This is a genomic window from Pseudomonas sp. Z003-0.4C(8344-21) (assembly GCF_900104975.1).
In the GTDB taxonomy this organism is placed as follows: domain Bacteria; phylum Pseudomonadota; class Gammaproteobacteria; order Pseudomonadales; family Pseudomonadaceae; genus Aquipseudomonas; species Aquipseudomonas granadensis.
Genome location: NZ_LT629756.1, coordinates 5084089 through 5098650 on the forward strand (window position 1 = coordinate 5084089; position 14562 = coordinate 5098650).

The following is a 14562-nucleotide window of genomic DNA, read 5'->3' on the forward strand; positions in this document are numbered from 1 at the left end:
GTCTGATGCGGGCACTGCGGCGGGCTACTTCACCTGCCCCAGATTGGCCTCGCTCATGTCCAGTTCGCCAAGTACTTCTCTGAGGACGTCATCACCGATCTGGTGATGACGGCTCAGGCTGTACAACTCCAGACGCTGCGCCCGCAGCGCCTTCAAACGCAAGCGACGTTCGAGCAGATCCATCTGGAACGCCAACGCCTGAGCTTCCGCAGAATCATTGAACACGTCGAGCTGATGGCGATATTCGGACATGATCCGCGCCTTCAGTTCGGCCGCCAGTGCCGCTTGCGCGGCGTCCTGCGGGACGGCCTCTTCGGTCTCGAGGGCATGAATCGCCGCCTCGGCGGTTTTGCGCCAGGCGTCGCGCACTTCCTGACGACGCTTGTCGTCGGGACTCTTTTCAATACCTCGCAGCAGCAACGGCAAGGCAATGCACGCCGAGATCAGCGACAGCAGGATTACCCCGGCAGCGATGAATATCAGCAGATCACGCTCGGGAAACGCCTGCGCGCCGATCAACATCGGCACCGACATCACCCCCGCCAGCGTCACCGCCCCGCGCACGCCGCCGACCGTCAGCAACCAGCAGGAACGCGCGGTCGGCACTTGCGTCAGCTCGCCCTTGCCACGCAAACGGCGCAGCAGCACCGACAACCGCCAGATGCTCTGCACCCAGACAAAGCGCAGCAACACCAGCGCGAGAAAGATCGCCAGCACATCGAGGCAACGATAAAAAAGCGTTGGCCACAAGGTCGGTTCGTGGCTGACCACGGCCTTGATGATGTCCGGCAATTGCAGGCCGAGCAGCAGGAAAATCAAACCGTTGAAGGCAAACTCCAGCAATGACCAGACACTGCGATTGAGCAGTCGGGTGCTGGTCTGCCGTGGCAGCAGATCGAGCCAACTCTGCATCATCCCTGCCGCTACCGCCGAAAGAATGCCCGACACGCCGAGACGTTCGGCCAGCACATAGGCGGCGAACGGCAGCAGCAACATGAACACCACATGCGTGGCCGGATCGTCCCAGCCGCGGGCGATCATCCATGCGCGCAAACGCCCGACCAGCCAGCTCAAGGCCACGCCGACGGCCAATCCGCCGAGCGCTACCACGACGAAACTCAAACCGGCGTTGGTCAGCGAGAACACCCCGGTGATGGCAGCAGCGAGGGCGAACTTGAACGTCACCAGACCCGAGGCATCGTTCATCAGCGCCTCGCCCTGCAAGATATGCATCAACGGAGTCGGCAAACGATTCTGCGCGATGGCCGAGACCGCCACGGCGTCGGTCGGTGACAACACCGCGGCCAGGGCAAACGCCACCGGCAGTGGAATTGTCGGCAATAACCAGTGAATGAAATACCCGGCGCCGACTACGGTAAACAGCACCAGCCCCACCGCCAGCGTCAGAATCGGCCCGCGCAACTGCCAGAACGCGCGCTTGGGCATGCGCCAGCCATCGGAAAACAGTAACGGTGGCAGGAACAGAAACAGGAACAACTCGGGATCGAGCGCCACATGCAGGCCGAGGGTCGGCCAGGCAAGCAAGGCGCCGGCGGCGATTTGCACCAGCGGCAGTGGCAGCGGAACGATCCGGCCGATCAGACGCGAGACGCCGACCAGCATGAGCAGGATCAGGACAGTGTAAGCAGTTTGCATAAAACGTAGATTCCGGACCATCGACAGCGTTCAATTGCCATATTAACCGCTCAGGATGCGTCTGACCGTTGCACCTATGTCGCACGGTTGAGCGCCGATCCCCGGTGGGAGCCAGCCTGCTGGCGATGGCGGCCGCACAATGAGATGGATATCGACTGGCCCGACGCTATCGCCAGCAGGCTGGCTCCCACAGGTTTTGCATTGCCAGATAAAGCCAGGCGCCGCGAAACCGTTTGGTCATGGCATAATCCGACACCATTTTTTTCCAGCACCTGCAAAGGGGGCGATTCCTTGGCCGTTTCAAGCAAAACATTGCACCTTTTCGGAATCAAAGCCTGCGACACCATGAAAAAGGCGCGCACCTGGCTCGATGAACACGCTGTCAGCTACGATTTCCACGATTACAAGACCGCCGGTATCGACCGTGAACACCTGACCCAATGGTGTGACGAACACGGCTGGCAGACTGTGCTGAACCGCGCAGGCACGACCTTTCGCAAACTCGACGACGAACGCAAAGCCGATCTCGACCAGTCGAAAGCCATCGAACTGATGCTCGCGCAACCCTCGATGATCAAGCGCCCGGTGCTCGATCTCGGTGACCGAACCCTGATTGGCTTCAAGCCAGATATCTACGCGGCCGCTCTGAAGTAAGCAGCCCGTCACTCTTTGTAGAGGTATTCCCATGTCCCATTCTCTGTTCAGCATCGCTTTCGGTATCGGCACCCAGAACCGTCAAGGCGCGTGGCTGGAAGTGTTCTACGCTCAGCCATTGCTCAATCCTTCGGCCGAACTGGTCGCTGCCGTTGCGCCGATCCTCGGTTACACCGAAGGCAACCAGGCCATCACCTTCACCACCGCCCAGGCTGCGCAACTGGCTGAAGCGGTAAAAGGCATCGACGCCGTGCAAGGCAAGCTGCTGACCCGTCTGGCCGAGAGCCACAAGCCGCTGGTGGCGACCCTGCTGGCTGAAGACGCACAGCTGACCTCGACGCCTGAGGCCTATCTGAAGCTGCACCTGCTGTCGCACCGTCTGGTCAAGCCACACGGCGTTAGCCTGGCCGGCATTTTCCCGTTGCTGCCGAACGTAGCCTGGACCAGCCAGGGCGCCATTGACCTGAGCGAACTGGCGGAAATGCAATTGGAAGCCCGCCTGCGCGGCGAGCTGCTGGAAGTTTTCTCGGTGGACAAGTTCCCGAAAATGACCGACTACGTGGTCCCGGCCGGTGTGCGTATCGCTGACGCCGCGCGTCTGCGTCTGGGCGCCTACGTCGGTGAAGGCACCACCGTGATGCACGAAGGCTTCATCAACTTCAACGCCGGCACCGAAGGCCCGGGCATGATCGAAGGCCGCGTGTCCGCTGGCGTCTTCGTCGGCAAGGGTTCGGACCTGGGCGGCGGTTGCTCGACCATGGGCACCCTGTCGGGCGGCGGCAACATCGTGATCAAGGTTGGCGAAGGCTGCCTGATCGGCGCCAACGCCGGTATCGGCATTCCGCTGGGCGACCGCAACACCGTTGAATCGGGTTTGTACGTGACAGCCGGCACCAAGGTCGCGCTGCTGGACGAGCACAACAACCTGGTTAAAGTGGTGAAGGCACGTGAGCTGGCAGGCCAGACCGACCTGCTGTTCCGTCGCAACTCGGAAACCGGTGCCGTGGAGTGCAAAACCCACAAATCGGCGATCGAACTGAACGAAGCGCTGCACGCTCACAACTAAGCACGCAGTCGACTCATTGTAGGAGTGAGCCTGCTCGCGATGGCGTTGGATCAGTAGCTGTAAGGTTGACTGACACACCGCCATCGCGAGCAGGCTCACTCCTACAGGGGCAGCGTATAGCCCGCCCAATTTCACAGGGCTGAACACATGATGATTCCCTCCCCCTGGCGCGCCGACTTTCCGGCCATCGCCGCTCTGCAACGGCAGGACCAGACCTATCTGGACAACGCCGCCACCACACAAAAACCGCAAGCCTTGCTCGATGCGCTGTCGCATTACTACGCCAACGGCGCAGCCAATGTGCACCGCGCGCAGCACCTGCCGGGCGCGCATGCCACGCAAGCGTTCGAAGACAGTCGGCACAAGGTTGCGCAGTGGCTGAATGCCGGTGACCGCGGGCAAATCATTTTTACCCACGGCGCCACCAGCGCGCTGAATCTTCTGGCTTATGGGCTGGAGCATTTATTCCAACCGGGCGATGAAATTGTCATCAGCGCCCTGGAGCACCACGCCAATCTGCTGCCGTGGCAGCAATTGGCCCAGCGGCGACAGTTGAAACTGGTGATCCTGCCGCTGGACGCTGACGGTCTGATCGACCTCGCTGCTGCTGTGCACCTGATCGGCCCACGTACGCGTTTGCTCGCGGTGAGTCAGCTGTCAAACGTGCTCGGTGCTTGGCAGCCACTGACCGCTTTGCTCGGCATGGCCAAGGCGCAAAACGCGCTGACGGTGGTCGATGGCGCACAAGGCGTGGTTCACGGTCGGCATGACGTGCAAGCGCTGGGTTGCGACTTCTATGTGTTTTCCAGCCACAAGCTGTATGGCCCCGATGGTCTCGGCGTGCTGTTCGGGCGCAACGCTGCGCTGGAGCGGTTGAAGCCTTGGCAGTTTGGCGGCGAAATGGTGCTGGAAGCCAACTATCACGACTCGCGCTTCCGCCCGGCGCCGCTGGGTTTCGAGGCAGGCACCCCGCCGATTGCCAGCGTGATCGGCCTCGGCGCGACCCTCGATTATCTGGCCGGTCTGGATCAGGAGGCGGTGTCCGCCCATGAGGCGGCGCTGCATGATTATTTGCTGCGCGGTCTCGCCGCGCGCAACGGCATCCGCCTGCTCGGCAAGCCGCAACTGGCACTGGCCAGTTTCGTCGTCGAGGGGGTGCATAACGCCGATCTGGCGCATCTGCTCACCGAGCAGGGCATCGCCGTGCGCGCCGGGCATCACTGCGCGATGCCGCTGATGAAAGGCTTTGAGCTGGCGGGAGCGATTCGCGTATCGCTGGCGCTGTACAACGATTCGGAAGATCTGGAGCGCTTTTTCGAGGCGCTGGATCAGGCGCTGGAGATGTTGCGATGAGCCTGCCGATGGAAGCGAGCGAAGCGCTGCAGACGTTTCAGAACGCGTCGGGCTGGGAGCAGCGGGCGCGGTTGCTGATGCAGTTTGGTGATCGCCTGTCGTCGATGGATGACGCAGACAAATGCGAGGCCAACCGCGTGCATGGCTGTGAAAGTCAGGTGTGGCTGGTCGGCGAGTTGCGCGACGGTCACTGGCAGTTCAAGGCGAGCAGCGATGCGCGGATGATTCGCGGGTTGGTGGCGCTGTTGCTGTTGCGGGTCAACGGGTTGTCGGCCGCTGAGTTGCAGCAGGTTGATTTGCCTGATTGGTTTAATCAGCTCGGCCTGTCGCGCCAGCTATCGCCGTCGCGCAGCAATGGCCTCAATGCCGTGCTCCAGCGGATGAATGACCTGGCTCGATAAAAGCGGCTGCTTCGCAGCCATCGCGAGCAAGCTCACTCCTACATTTTGAAATGCGTTCCCCTGTAGGAGTGAGCCTGCTCGCGATAGGGCCCTCACCGGCAGCATCAAGCGTCAGGCTTGATACGATCCGAAGGCCGCCGCACCCCCGCCACAATCTTGTCCACAGCCTTGGTCGCGGCCACCATGCCGAACGTTGCCGTCACCATCATCACCGCGCCAAACCCACCCGCGCAGTCCAGTTTCACGCCGTCACCGACAAAACTCTTCTGCAAACAGATGCTGCCGTCCGGCTTCGGATAGCGCAGCTGTTCCGTGGAAAACACGCACGGCACGCTGTAATGCCGGGTCACGGTGCGCGAGAAGCCGTAATCGCGGCGCAACGTCGAACGCACCTTCGAGGCCAGTGGATCGTTGAAGGTCCGGTTGAGATCGCACACCTGAATCAGTGTCGGGTCGATCTGCCCGCCCGCGCCGCCCGTGGTGATGATCTGGATCTTGCGCCGCTTGCACCAGGCGATCAGCGCCGCTTTGGCGTTGACTGCGTCGATGCAGTCGATCACGCAGTCGATGTCCGGCGTGATGTATTCGGCCATGGTGTCACGGGTGACGAAATCCGCGACCGCATGCACGGTGCAGTCCGGGTTGATCCCGCGCAGACGCTCGGCCATTACCTCGACCTTGGGCTTGCCGACGGTGCTGTCCAGCGCGTGCAATTGCCGGTTGGCGTTACTGACGCAGACGTCATCGAGGTCAAACAGCGAAATCTCGCCGACACCGCAACGGGCCATGGCTTCCGCCGCCCAGGAACCGACACCGCCGACACCGACGATCGCCACATGGGCGGCGCGCAAGCGTTCCAGGCCTTCGATGCCATACAAACGGGCGATGCCTGCAAACCGCGGATCTTCTGTACTCATGACCATTACCCCAAAAACCGGCGCGCATTATAGGGCTACGCAGCGACAAGTTTTAAGCTGCAAGCGACAAGTGTAAGAACTTAAGTCAGAGACGACTGCCCAATGTCAGGCATTTTCCGTCAGTTGTACGACTGGTGAAGCGCCGGTGTAGGATGCGCGCCCCTCGGGCGTCTATCCGACCGATCCTTCGTTCCACAGCCTTTGGAACCCGAAATAGCTATGTCATCGCGTAAATTTGGACTCAACCTGGTGGTCGTGCTGGCCATCGCTGCGCTTTTCAGCGGTTTCTGGGCGTTGATCAACCGCCCGGTGTCAGCGCCGAACTGGCCGGAGCAGATCTCTGGTTTCTCTTATTCGCCATTCCAGCAGGGACAATTCCCACAGAAAGATCAGTACCCGACTGACGACGAAATGCGCCGCGATCTGGAAATCATGAGCAAGCTGACGGACAACATCCGCATCTACTCGGTCGACGGCTCGTTGGGTGACATCCCCAAACTGGCAGAAGAGTTTGGTTTGCGAGTGACCCTCGGTATCTGGATCAGCCCCGATCAGGAGCGCAACGAACGAGAAATCGCCAAAGCCATCGAACTGGCCAACACTTCGCGCAGCGTGGTGCGCGTGGTGGTCGGCAACGAGGCGCTGTTCCGTGAAGAAATCACTCCCGAAGCGCTGATCGTTCTGCTGGATCGGGTGCGTGCTGCGGTCAAAGTGCCGGTAACGACGTCCGAGCAATGGCACATCTGGGAGAAATACCCACAATTGGCCAAACACGTTGACCTGATCGCCGCCCACGTTCTGCCGTACTGGGAATTCATTCCGGTCGACAAGGCTGACCAGTTCGTCTTCGACCGCGCGCGCGACCTGAAGAAGCTGTTCCCGAAAAAGCCACTGCTGCTCTCCGAAGTTGGCTGGCCGAGCAACGGTCGCATGCGCGGTGGTGCCGATGCGTCGCCGGCCGATCAGGCCATCTACCTGCGTACGCTGGTCAACAAGCTTAACCGTCAGGGCTTCAACTACTTCGTGATCGAGGCGTTTGATCAGCCGTGGAAGGCCAGCGACGAAGGCTCGGTCGGGGCCTACTGGGGCGTGTTCAACGCAGCGCGTCAGCAGAAATTCAATTTCGAAGGCCCGGTCGTCGCGATCCCGCAGTGGCGGGTGCTGGCCATCGGCTCGGTGGTGCTGGCCCTGTTGTCGCTGACCCTGCTGATGATCGACGGCTCGGCCCTGCGCCAGCGCGGTCGCACGTTCCTGACCTTTATCGCGTTCCTTTGCGGTTCGGTGCTGGTGTACATCGGCTACGACTACAGCCAGCAATACAGCACGTGGTTCAGCCTGACAGTGGGTTTCCTCCTGGCGCTGGGTGCCCTCGGGGTATTCATCGTATTACTGACCGAGGCCCATGAACTGGCCGAAGCAGTGTGGATTCACAAGCGTCGGCGTGAATTCCTGCCGGTGGTCGGCGACTCCAGCTATCGTCCGAAAGTCTCGATCCATGTACCGTGCTACAACGAGCCGCCGGAGATGGTCAAACAGACCCTCGACGCCCTCGCCGCGCTCGACTATCCCGACTATGAAGTGCTGATCATCGACAACAACACCAAGGACCCGGCGGTCTGGGAGCCGGTGCGCGACTACTGCGCGACCCTCGGCCCGCGCTTCAAGTTTTTCCACGTTGCACCGCTGGCCGGGTTCAAGGGTGGCGCGCTGAACTACCTGATTCCGCACACCGCCAGGGACGCCGAAGTGATCGCGGTAATCGACTCCGATTATTGCGTGCACCCGAACTGGCTCAAGCACATGGTGCCGCACTTCGCTGATCCGAAAATTGCTGTGGTGCAGTCGCCGCAGGATTATCGCGACCAGAACGAAAGCACTTTCAAGAAGCTCTGTTACGCCGAATACAAAGGCTTCTTCCATATCGGCATGGTCACCCGCAACGACCGCGACGCGATCATTCAGCACGGCACCATGACCATGACCCGCCGTTCGGTCCTGGAAGAATTGGGCTGGGCCGACTGGTGCATTTGTGAAGACGCCGAACTGGGTCTGCGCGTGTTCGAAAAAGGCTTGTCGGCGGCGTATTACCACGACAGTTACGGCAAAGGCCTGATGCCGGATACGTTCATCGACTTCAAGAAACAGCGTTTCCGCTGGGCCTATGGCGCGATCCAGATCATCAAGCGCCACACCGCCAGCCTGCTGCGCGGCAAGGACACCGAGCTGACCCGCGGCCAGCGCTACCACTTCCTCGCCGGCTGGCTGCCGTGGGTCGCCGACGGCATGAACATCTTCTTTACCGTCGGTGCGCTGCTGTGGTCGGCGGCGATGATCATCGTGCCGCAACGGGTCGATCCGCCGCTGCTGATCTTCGCGATCCCGCCGCTGGCGCTGTTCGTGTTCAAGGTCGGCAAGATCATCTTCCTTTATCGTCGCGCCGTCGGCGTCAACCTCAAGGATGCGTTCTGCGCGGCGCTGGCCGGGCTGGCGTTGTCGCACACCATCGCCAAAGCGGTGCTGTACGGCTTCTTCACCACCAGCATTCCGTTCTTCCGCACGCCGAAAAACGCCGACAACCATGGTTTCTGGGTGGCGATTTCCGAGGCGCGCGAAGAAGTGTTCATCATGCTGCTGTTGTGGGGCGCGGCGCTGGGGATCTTTCTGGTCAACGGCATGCCGAGCAATGACATGCGCTTCTGGGTGGTGATGCTGCTGGTGCAATCGCTGCCGTATCTGGCGGCGCTGATCATGGCGTTCCTGTCGTCGCTGCCCAAACCTGCCGCAGCGCAGGAACCGGCACCGGTCGTCTAAATCGACATCGATGCACTAAACGGCGGCCAATGGTCGCCGTTTTGCTTTAAGATAACCGCCATTTTGCGGGGCTATCCTGATTCCTGTGGGAGCCAGCCTGCTGGCGATAGCGGTGGAAACATCACCGTTGATTTGACTGACACACCGTCATCGCCAGCAGGCTGGCTCCCACATTTAGTCCGTGCCCACATTCATGATTCCGGAGTTTTCCATGACGGCCCACGCCGACCTTTCGCCGACCCTCCAGCTCGCCATCGACCTGATCCGCCGCCCGTCCGTGACGCCGGTCGACGCCGATTGCCAGAAGCAGATGATGCAGCGCCTGGGCGATGCCGGTTTTAACCTGGAGCCGATGCGCATCGAAGATGTGGATAACTTCTGGGCTACCCACGGCAACAGTGAAGGCCCGGTGCTGTGCTTCGCCGGCCACACCGACGTGGTACCGACCGGCCCGGTCAGCGCGTGGCAGATCGACCCGTTCAACGCGGTGATCGACGAACACGGCATGCTCTGCGGCCGTGGCGCGGCAGACATGAAAGGCAGCCTGGCGTCGATGACCGTCGCCGCCGAGCGCTTCGTCGCCGATTACCCGAACCACAAGGGCAAGGTCGCGTTCCTGATCACCAGCGACGAAGAAGGCCCGGCGCATCACGGCACCAAAGCGGTGGTCGAGCGTCTGGCCGCGCGCAACGAGCGTCTGGACTGGTGCATCGTCGGCGAGCCGTCGAGCACCACCCTGGTCGGTGACGTGGTCAAGAATGGCCGTCGCGGCTCGCTCGGCGCCAAGCTCACGGTCAAGGGTATTCAGGGGCACGTCGCCTATCCGCATCTGGCGAAAAACCCGATCCACCTCGCCGCCCCGGCACTGGCCGAACTGGCCGCCGAGCATTGGGATCACGGCAACGATTTCTTCCCGCCGACCAGTTTCCAGATTTCCAACGTCAATTCCGGCACCGGCGCGACTAATGTGATTCCGGGCGATCTGGTGGCGGTGTTCAACTTCCGCTTCTCTACCGAATCGACTGTTGAAGGCCTGCAGAAACGCGTCGCCGATATCCTCGACAAGCACGATCTGGACTGGCATATCGACTGGGCGCTGTCCGGTTTGCCGTTCCTCACTGAACCTGGCGCACTGCTCGATGCGGTGTCGGCGAGCATCAAGACCATCACCGGACGCGAGACCAAGGCGTCCACCAGCGGCGGCACTTCCGATGGTCGTTTCATCGCGACCATGGGCACGCAGGTGGTTGAACTGGGCCCGGTCAACGCGACCATTCATCAGGTCAACGAGCGCGTTCTGGCGGCGGACCTCGATGTGCTGACCGAGATCTACTACCAGACCCTGATCAAGTTGCTCGCCTGATGCTCGCTTGCCCCCTCTGCAGTGAACCGCTCAACGCGGTGGATAACGGCGTTGCCTGCCCCGCCGGCCACCGCTTCGACCGCGCGCGCCAGGGTTACCTGAACCTGCTGCCGGTGCAGCACAAGAACAGCCGTGATCCAGGCGACAACCAGGCGATGGTCGAGGCGCGCCGCGACTTTTTGAACGCCGGGCATTACGCACCGGTGGCCAGGCGTCTGGCTGAACTGGCGGCGGGTTATGCGCCGGATCGCTGGGTCGACATCGGCTGTGGCGAGGGTTACTACACCGCGCAAATCGCCGAGGCCCTGCCGAACGCTGACGGCTACGCGCTGGATATCTCCCGCGAAGCCGTCAAACGCGCCTGCAAGCGTAATCCGGCAATCAGCTGGTTGATCGCCAGCATGGCGCGCGTGCCGTTGGCGTCGGGCAGTTGCCAGTTTCTCGCCAGCGTCTTCAGTCCGCTGGACTGGGATGAGGCCAAGCGTCTGCTGAGCGTGGGCGGAGGCCTGATGAAAGTCGGCCCGACCCGCGGCCATCTGATGGAGCTGCGCGAACGCCTGTATGACGAAGTGCGCGAATACACCGATGACAAGCATTTGGCCCTGGTGCCCGAAGGCATGGCGCTGGCGCACAGTGAAACGCTGGAATTCAAACTGACGCTGGACAAGCCCGAGGATCGCGCCAACCTGTTGGCGATGACACCTCACGGCTGGCGCGCCAGTGCCGAGCGTCGCGCGGCGGTGATCGAACAGGCCGAGCCGTTCGAGACCACCGTGTCGATGCGCTACGATTATTTCGTTGTTCAATAACTTTTGGTTCCGGGCGAGTGCCCGGGGCCGGCTAAATCCGCGAATGGATTTTTCAGACCCGCAGTGAGGACATCCATGCGCCAACCGGATATCGAGATTTACCTGAAAGACGCCGACGTCGACCACAAGGCCATTTCCGCCTGGCTCGGCGCCGCGCTGGGCCCGTGCAGCGACTGGGTGCAGAAAGGTCAGACGTACAAGTGCAAGGCCGGCACCATCCCGGTGACCTGGCTGCCGAAAGCCGTAGGCAAGTGGAACAGCCTGTACCTGGAAAGTGATCAGACCCCATGGGACGACGACATCGCCTGCGCCCGCGCAGCCTTTGCCGCGCTGAACGTCGAAGTGCGCTGCGCACCGGGAACGTGGGTTGAAGAGGAAGGTGAAGAGACGGCCGATCGCTGGATTCGCATCAGCGCTGATGGTGAAGAAGAAATCACCTGGAAAACGGCTTAAAAACAGCTGCAAGTTACGAGCTGCAAGCTGCAAGTTCAAGCCGAACTGTTTTGACTTGCAGCTTGTAGCTTACCGCTCGAAGCTGCTTTTAAAGGCCTATGACGTCTTCAGCCTGCAAGCCCTTCTCGCCGCTGATCACGGCGTATTCAACCTGCTGGCCTTCAGTCAGCGACCGGTGCCCTTCGCCGCGAATCGCGCGGTAGTGTACAAACACGTCCGCCCCGTCTTCGCGCTGAATGAAGCCGTAGCCCTTGGCGTCGTTGAACCACTTCACATTGCCGGTTTCGCGTGTTGCCATCTGTTCGTACTCCTTTTTTATTATTGAACGGGCTTTTCGCAGGAAAGCCTCAGCGGAACGTCAGCCTGCGTCCGACGTCCATCAAAGGGCACCGGCAACAGAGCGCCGAGTATATGACAGGTGGAAAAAGTCTCAACAGGAGATTACTTCGGTGCTTTTTTGCCGATTTTCACCCAATACGGCAAACTGTCGCCCACTTGAGCAACCGCTCGGTTTTATTCACTCACGCAGAAGCCGTATGACCCGTTCCCCGTTCCGCCGTCTTGTGTTTGGCACCCTGCGCCGACTGTTGTACCTCTGGGTTCGCTCGGAGACGATCAATCAGTCGTCGTTCACCCTCAACCTCGACCGCAGTCGTCCGGTGTTCTACGTCCTGCAAAACCCTTCGCTGACCGATCTGGCCGTGGTCGACACCGAGTGCACCAAGGCCGGCCTGCCGCGTCCGGTGCTGGCCGTGTCGGTGGGTGCGCTGATCGAGCCGGCAGCGTTTTTCTACCTGACCCCGGACCCGGACTGGCTCGGTCGTCAAGACAAACGCGGCGCGCCGCCGACCTTGACCCGACTGGTCAGCGCGCTGTCGCAAAACGCCGCCGAAGATGCGCAGATCATTCCGGTCAGCGTGTTCTGGGGCCAATCGCCGGACAGCGAAAACAGTCCGTGGAAGTTGTTGTTCGCCGACAGCTGGGCGGTCACGGGCCGTCTGCGGCGCTTGCTGAGCATCATTGTCCTGGGCCGCAAAACCCGCGTGCAATTCTCCGCACCGATCCACCTGCGTGAGCTGATCGATCACAACAAGGGCCATGAACGCACCGTGCGCATGGCCCAGCGGATTCTGCGTGTGCACTTCCGCAACCTGAAAGCGGCGGTGATCGGCCCGGACATTTCCCACCGGCGCAATCTGGTCAAAGGCTTGCTCAATCAGCCGCTGGTCAAGCAAGCGATCCTCGACGAAGCCGAGCGCGAAAACATCTCCGCGGAAAAAGCCAAGGCTCAGGCCCTGCGCTACGGCAACGAGATCGCTTCGGACTACACCTACACGGCGATCCGCTTCCTGGAAGTGGTACTGAGCTGGTTCTGGAACAAGATTTACGACGGCATCAAGGTCAACCACATCGAAGGCGTGCAAGAGGTCGCTCAGGGTCACGAAGTGATCTACGTGCCGTGCCACCGCAGCCACATCGACTATCTGCTGCTGTCGTATCTGCTGTTCCGCAACGGCCTGACCCCGCCGCACATCGCCGCCGGGATCAACCTCAACATGCCGGTGATCGGCAGCCTGCTGCGCCGTGGCGGCGCGTTTTTCATGCGCCGAACGTTCAAGGGCAACCCGCTGTACACCTCGGTGTTCAACGAATACTTGCACACGCTGTTTACCAAAGGTTTCCCGGTCGAATACTTCGTCGAAGGCGGCCGCTCGCGCACCGGGCGCATGCTGCAACCGAAAACCGGCATGCTCGCGATCACCCTGCGCAGCTTCCTGCGCTCGTCACGCATGCCGATCGTGTTTGTGCCGGTGTACATCGGCTATGAGCGCGTGCTTGAAGGTCGCACTTACCTCGGCGAACTGCGCGGGGCAAGCAAGAAGAAAGAATCGATTTTCGACATCTTCAAAGTCATCGGCGCGCTCAAGCAGCGCTTCGGCCAGGTCGCGGTGAACTTCGGTGAGCCGATCAAACTCGCCGAATTCCTCGACGCCGAGCAACCGGACTGGCGCCAGCAGCAACTCGGTCCGCAGTTCAAACCGGCGTGGCTTAACGAAACCACTAACCGCCTCGGCGAAAAAGTCGCCCGGCATCTCAACGAAGCCGCAGCGATCAACCCGGTCAATCTGGTAGCGCTGGCGTTGCTCTCGACCACGCGTCTGGCGCTGGATGATCGCGCCATGGCGCGGGTGCTGGATCTGTACCTGGCGCTGCTGCGCAAAGTCCCGTACTCGCCGCACACCACCCTGCCTGAAGGCGATGGCCGCGCGCTGATCGAGCATGTGAAGGACATGGACCTGCTCGCCGAGCAGAACGATGCGCTGGGCAAGATTCTTTATCTGGACGAACAGAATGCCGTCCTGATGACCTACTACCGCAACAACGTGTTGCACATCTTCGCCCTGCCATCGCTGCTGGCGAGCTTCTTCCAGAGCACTTCGCGCATGAGCCGCGAGCAGATTCTGCGCTACACCCGCGCGCTGTATCCGTACTTGCAATCGGAGCTGTTCATTCGCTGGACGCTGGATGAGCTGGACGGTGTGGTCGATCAATGGCTGGAAGCGTTTGTCGAGCAAGGCCTGCTGCGTTTCGAGAAGGACCTGTACCTGCGCCCGGCACCGAGTTCGCGACATTTCGTGTTGCTGACGCTGCTGTCGAAAAGCATCGCGCAGACCTTGCAGCGTTTCTACATGACCGTGTCCCTGCTGCTCAACAGCGGCCAGAACAGCATCAGCGCCGAAGAACTGGAAGACCTGTGCACGGTCATGGCCCAGCGCCTGTCGATCCTGCATGGACTCAATGCGCCAGAGTTCTTCGACAAGAGCCTGTTCCGTCACTTCATCCAGACGATGCTCGACCTCGACGTGCTGCGCCGCGACGAAGCCGGCAAGCTCAGCTATCACGAACTGCTGGGCGAACTCGCCGAAGGCGCGGCGAAACGCGTACTGCCGGCGGAGATTCGTTTGTCGATCCGCCAGGTTGCGCTGCATCGCAGTGAAGATGCGGCTGATCAGCTCCCCGCATTGCCGCAGGCCTGACGCAAATCCCTGCAGGAGCGAGCCTGCTCGCGAAAACGGTT

12 protein-coding genes are annotated in these 14562 nt (G+C 61.1%); 9 read left to right on the forward strand and 3 right to left on the reverse strand.

Annotated features, from left to right (window positions below):
- Positions 1-24: 24 nt before the first annotated feature.
- A complete protein-coding gene (locus BLU24_RS23040) occupies positions 25-1656 on the reverse strand; it encodes a Na+/H+ antiporter (RefSeq protein ID WP_093104267.1) in 1632 nt (543 codons plus the stop codon).
- A gap of 345 nt (positions 1657-2001) precedes the next feature.
- Between BLU24_RS23040 and BLU24_RS23045 the strand changes: the two genes are divergently transcribed.
- The 4 genes from BLU24_RS23045 to BLU24_RS23060 all read left to right on the forward strand — a co-directional run bounded on the left by BLU24_RS23045 (position 2002) and on the right by BLU24_RS23060 (position 5130).
- The gene (locus BLU24_RS23045; protein WP_042607053.1) at positions 2002-2310 is read left to right on the forward strand and encodes an arsenate reductase; all 309 of its coding nucleotides are present in this window, start codon (positions 2002-2004) and stop codon (positions 2308-2310) included.
- A 31-nt stretch (positions 2311-2341) separates the two neighbouring features.
- A complete protein-coding gene (gene dapD / locus BLU24_RS23050) occupies positions 2342-3376 on the forward strand; it encodes a 2,3,4,5-tetrahydropyridine-2,6-dicarboxylate N-succinyltransferase (protein ID WP_090281994.1) in 1035 nt (344 codons plus the stop codon).
- A gap of 147 nt (positions 3377-3523) precedes the next feature.
- Positions 3524-4729, forward strand: a complete 1206-nt coding sequence (locus tag BLU24_RS23055; protein ID WP_093104273.1) for an aminotransferase class V-fold PLP-dependent enzyme — start codon at positions 3524-3526, stop codon at positions 4727-4729.
- Positions 4726-5130, forward strand: a complete 405-nt coding sequence (locus tag BLU24_RS23060) for a SufE family protein (RefSeq protein WP_093104276.1) — start codon at positions 4726-4728, stop codon at positions 5128-5130. Before BLU24_RS23055 ends, BLU24_RS23060 begins: the two co-directional genes overlap by 4 nt.
- 104 nt (positions 5131-5234) lie before the next feature.
- Here BLU24_RS23060 and tcdA read toward each other — a convergent pair whose 3' ends face one another.
- On the reverse strand, positions 5235-6053 hold the full coding sequence (gene tcdA / locus BLU24_RS23065) for a tRNA cyclic N6-threonylcarbamoyladenosine(37) synthase TcdA (RefSeq protein WP_090281991.1): 819 nt from the start codon (positions 6051-6053) through the stop codon (positions 5235-5237).
- Positions 6054-6266: 213 nt separating this feature from the next.
- Between tcdA and BLU24_RS23070 the strand changes: the two genes are divergently transcribed.
- From BLU24_RS23070 to BLU24_RS23085, 4 genes are all read left to right on the forward strand, one after another.
- Entirely contained in the window at positions 6267-8858 is a 2592-nt protein-coding gene (locus BLU24_RS23070) for a glycosyltransferase (protein ID WP_093104279.1), read from the forward strand.
- Between the two features lie 211 nt (positions 8859-9069).
- Positions 9070-10221: a succinyl-diaminopimelate desuccinylase gene (gene dapE / locus BLU24_RS23075; RefSeq protein ID WP_093104282.1), complete on the forward strand. Its 1152-nt coding sequence runs from the start codon at positions 9070-9072 to the stop codon at positions 10219-10221.
- Complete coding sequence (locus BLU24_RS23080; protein WP_093104285.1) at positions 10221-11030, forward strand: putative RNA methyltransferase; 810 nt, start codon at positions 10221-10223, stop codon at positions 11028-11030. The genes dapE and BLU24_RS23080 overlap by 1 nt, the downstream gene beginning before the upstream one ends.
- A 75-nt stretch (positions 11031-11105) precedes the next feature.
- On the forward strand, positions 11106-11483 hold the full coding sequence (locus BLU24_RS23085; RefSeq protein WP_093104288.1) for a hypothetical protein: 378 nt from the start codon (positions 11106-11108) through the stop codon (positions 11481-11483).
- Between the two features lie 88 nt (positions 11484-11571).
- On the opposite strand, the gene BLU24_RS23090 is transcribed toward BLU24_RS23085, so the two are convergent.
- Positions 11572-11781 carry a cold shock domain-containing protein gene (locus tag BLU24_RS23090; protein ID WP_090281986.1) on the reverse strand — a complete coding sequence of 70 codons (210 nt, stop codon included), beginning with the start codon at positions 11779-11781 and terminating at the stop codon, positions 11572-11574.
- Between the two features lie 238 nt (positions 11782-12019).
- Between BLU24_RS23090 and plsB the strand changes: the two genes are divergently transcribed.
- Positions 12020-14521 (forward strand): glycerol-3-phosphate 1-O-acyltransferase PlsB, encoded by a 2502-nt coding sequence (gene plsB, locus BLU24_RS23095; RefSeq protein ID WP_093104291.1) that lies wholly within the window; start codon positions 12020-12022, stop codon positions 14519-14521.
- The last annotated feature ends 41 nt before the right edge of the window (positions 14522-14562 follow it).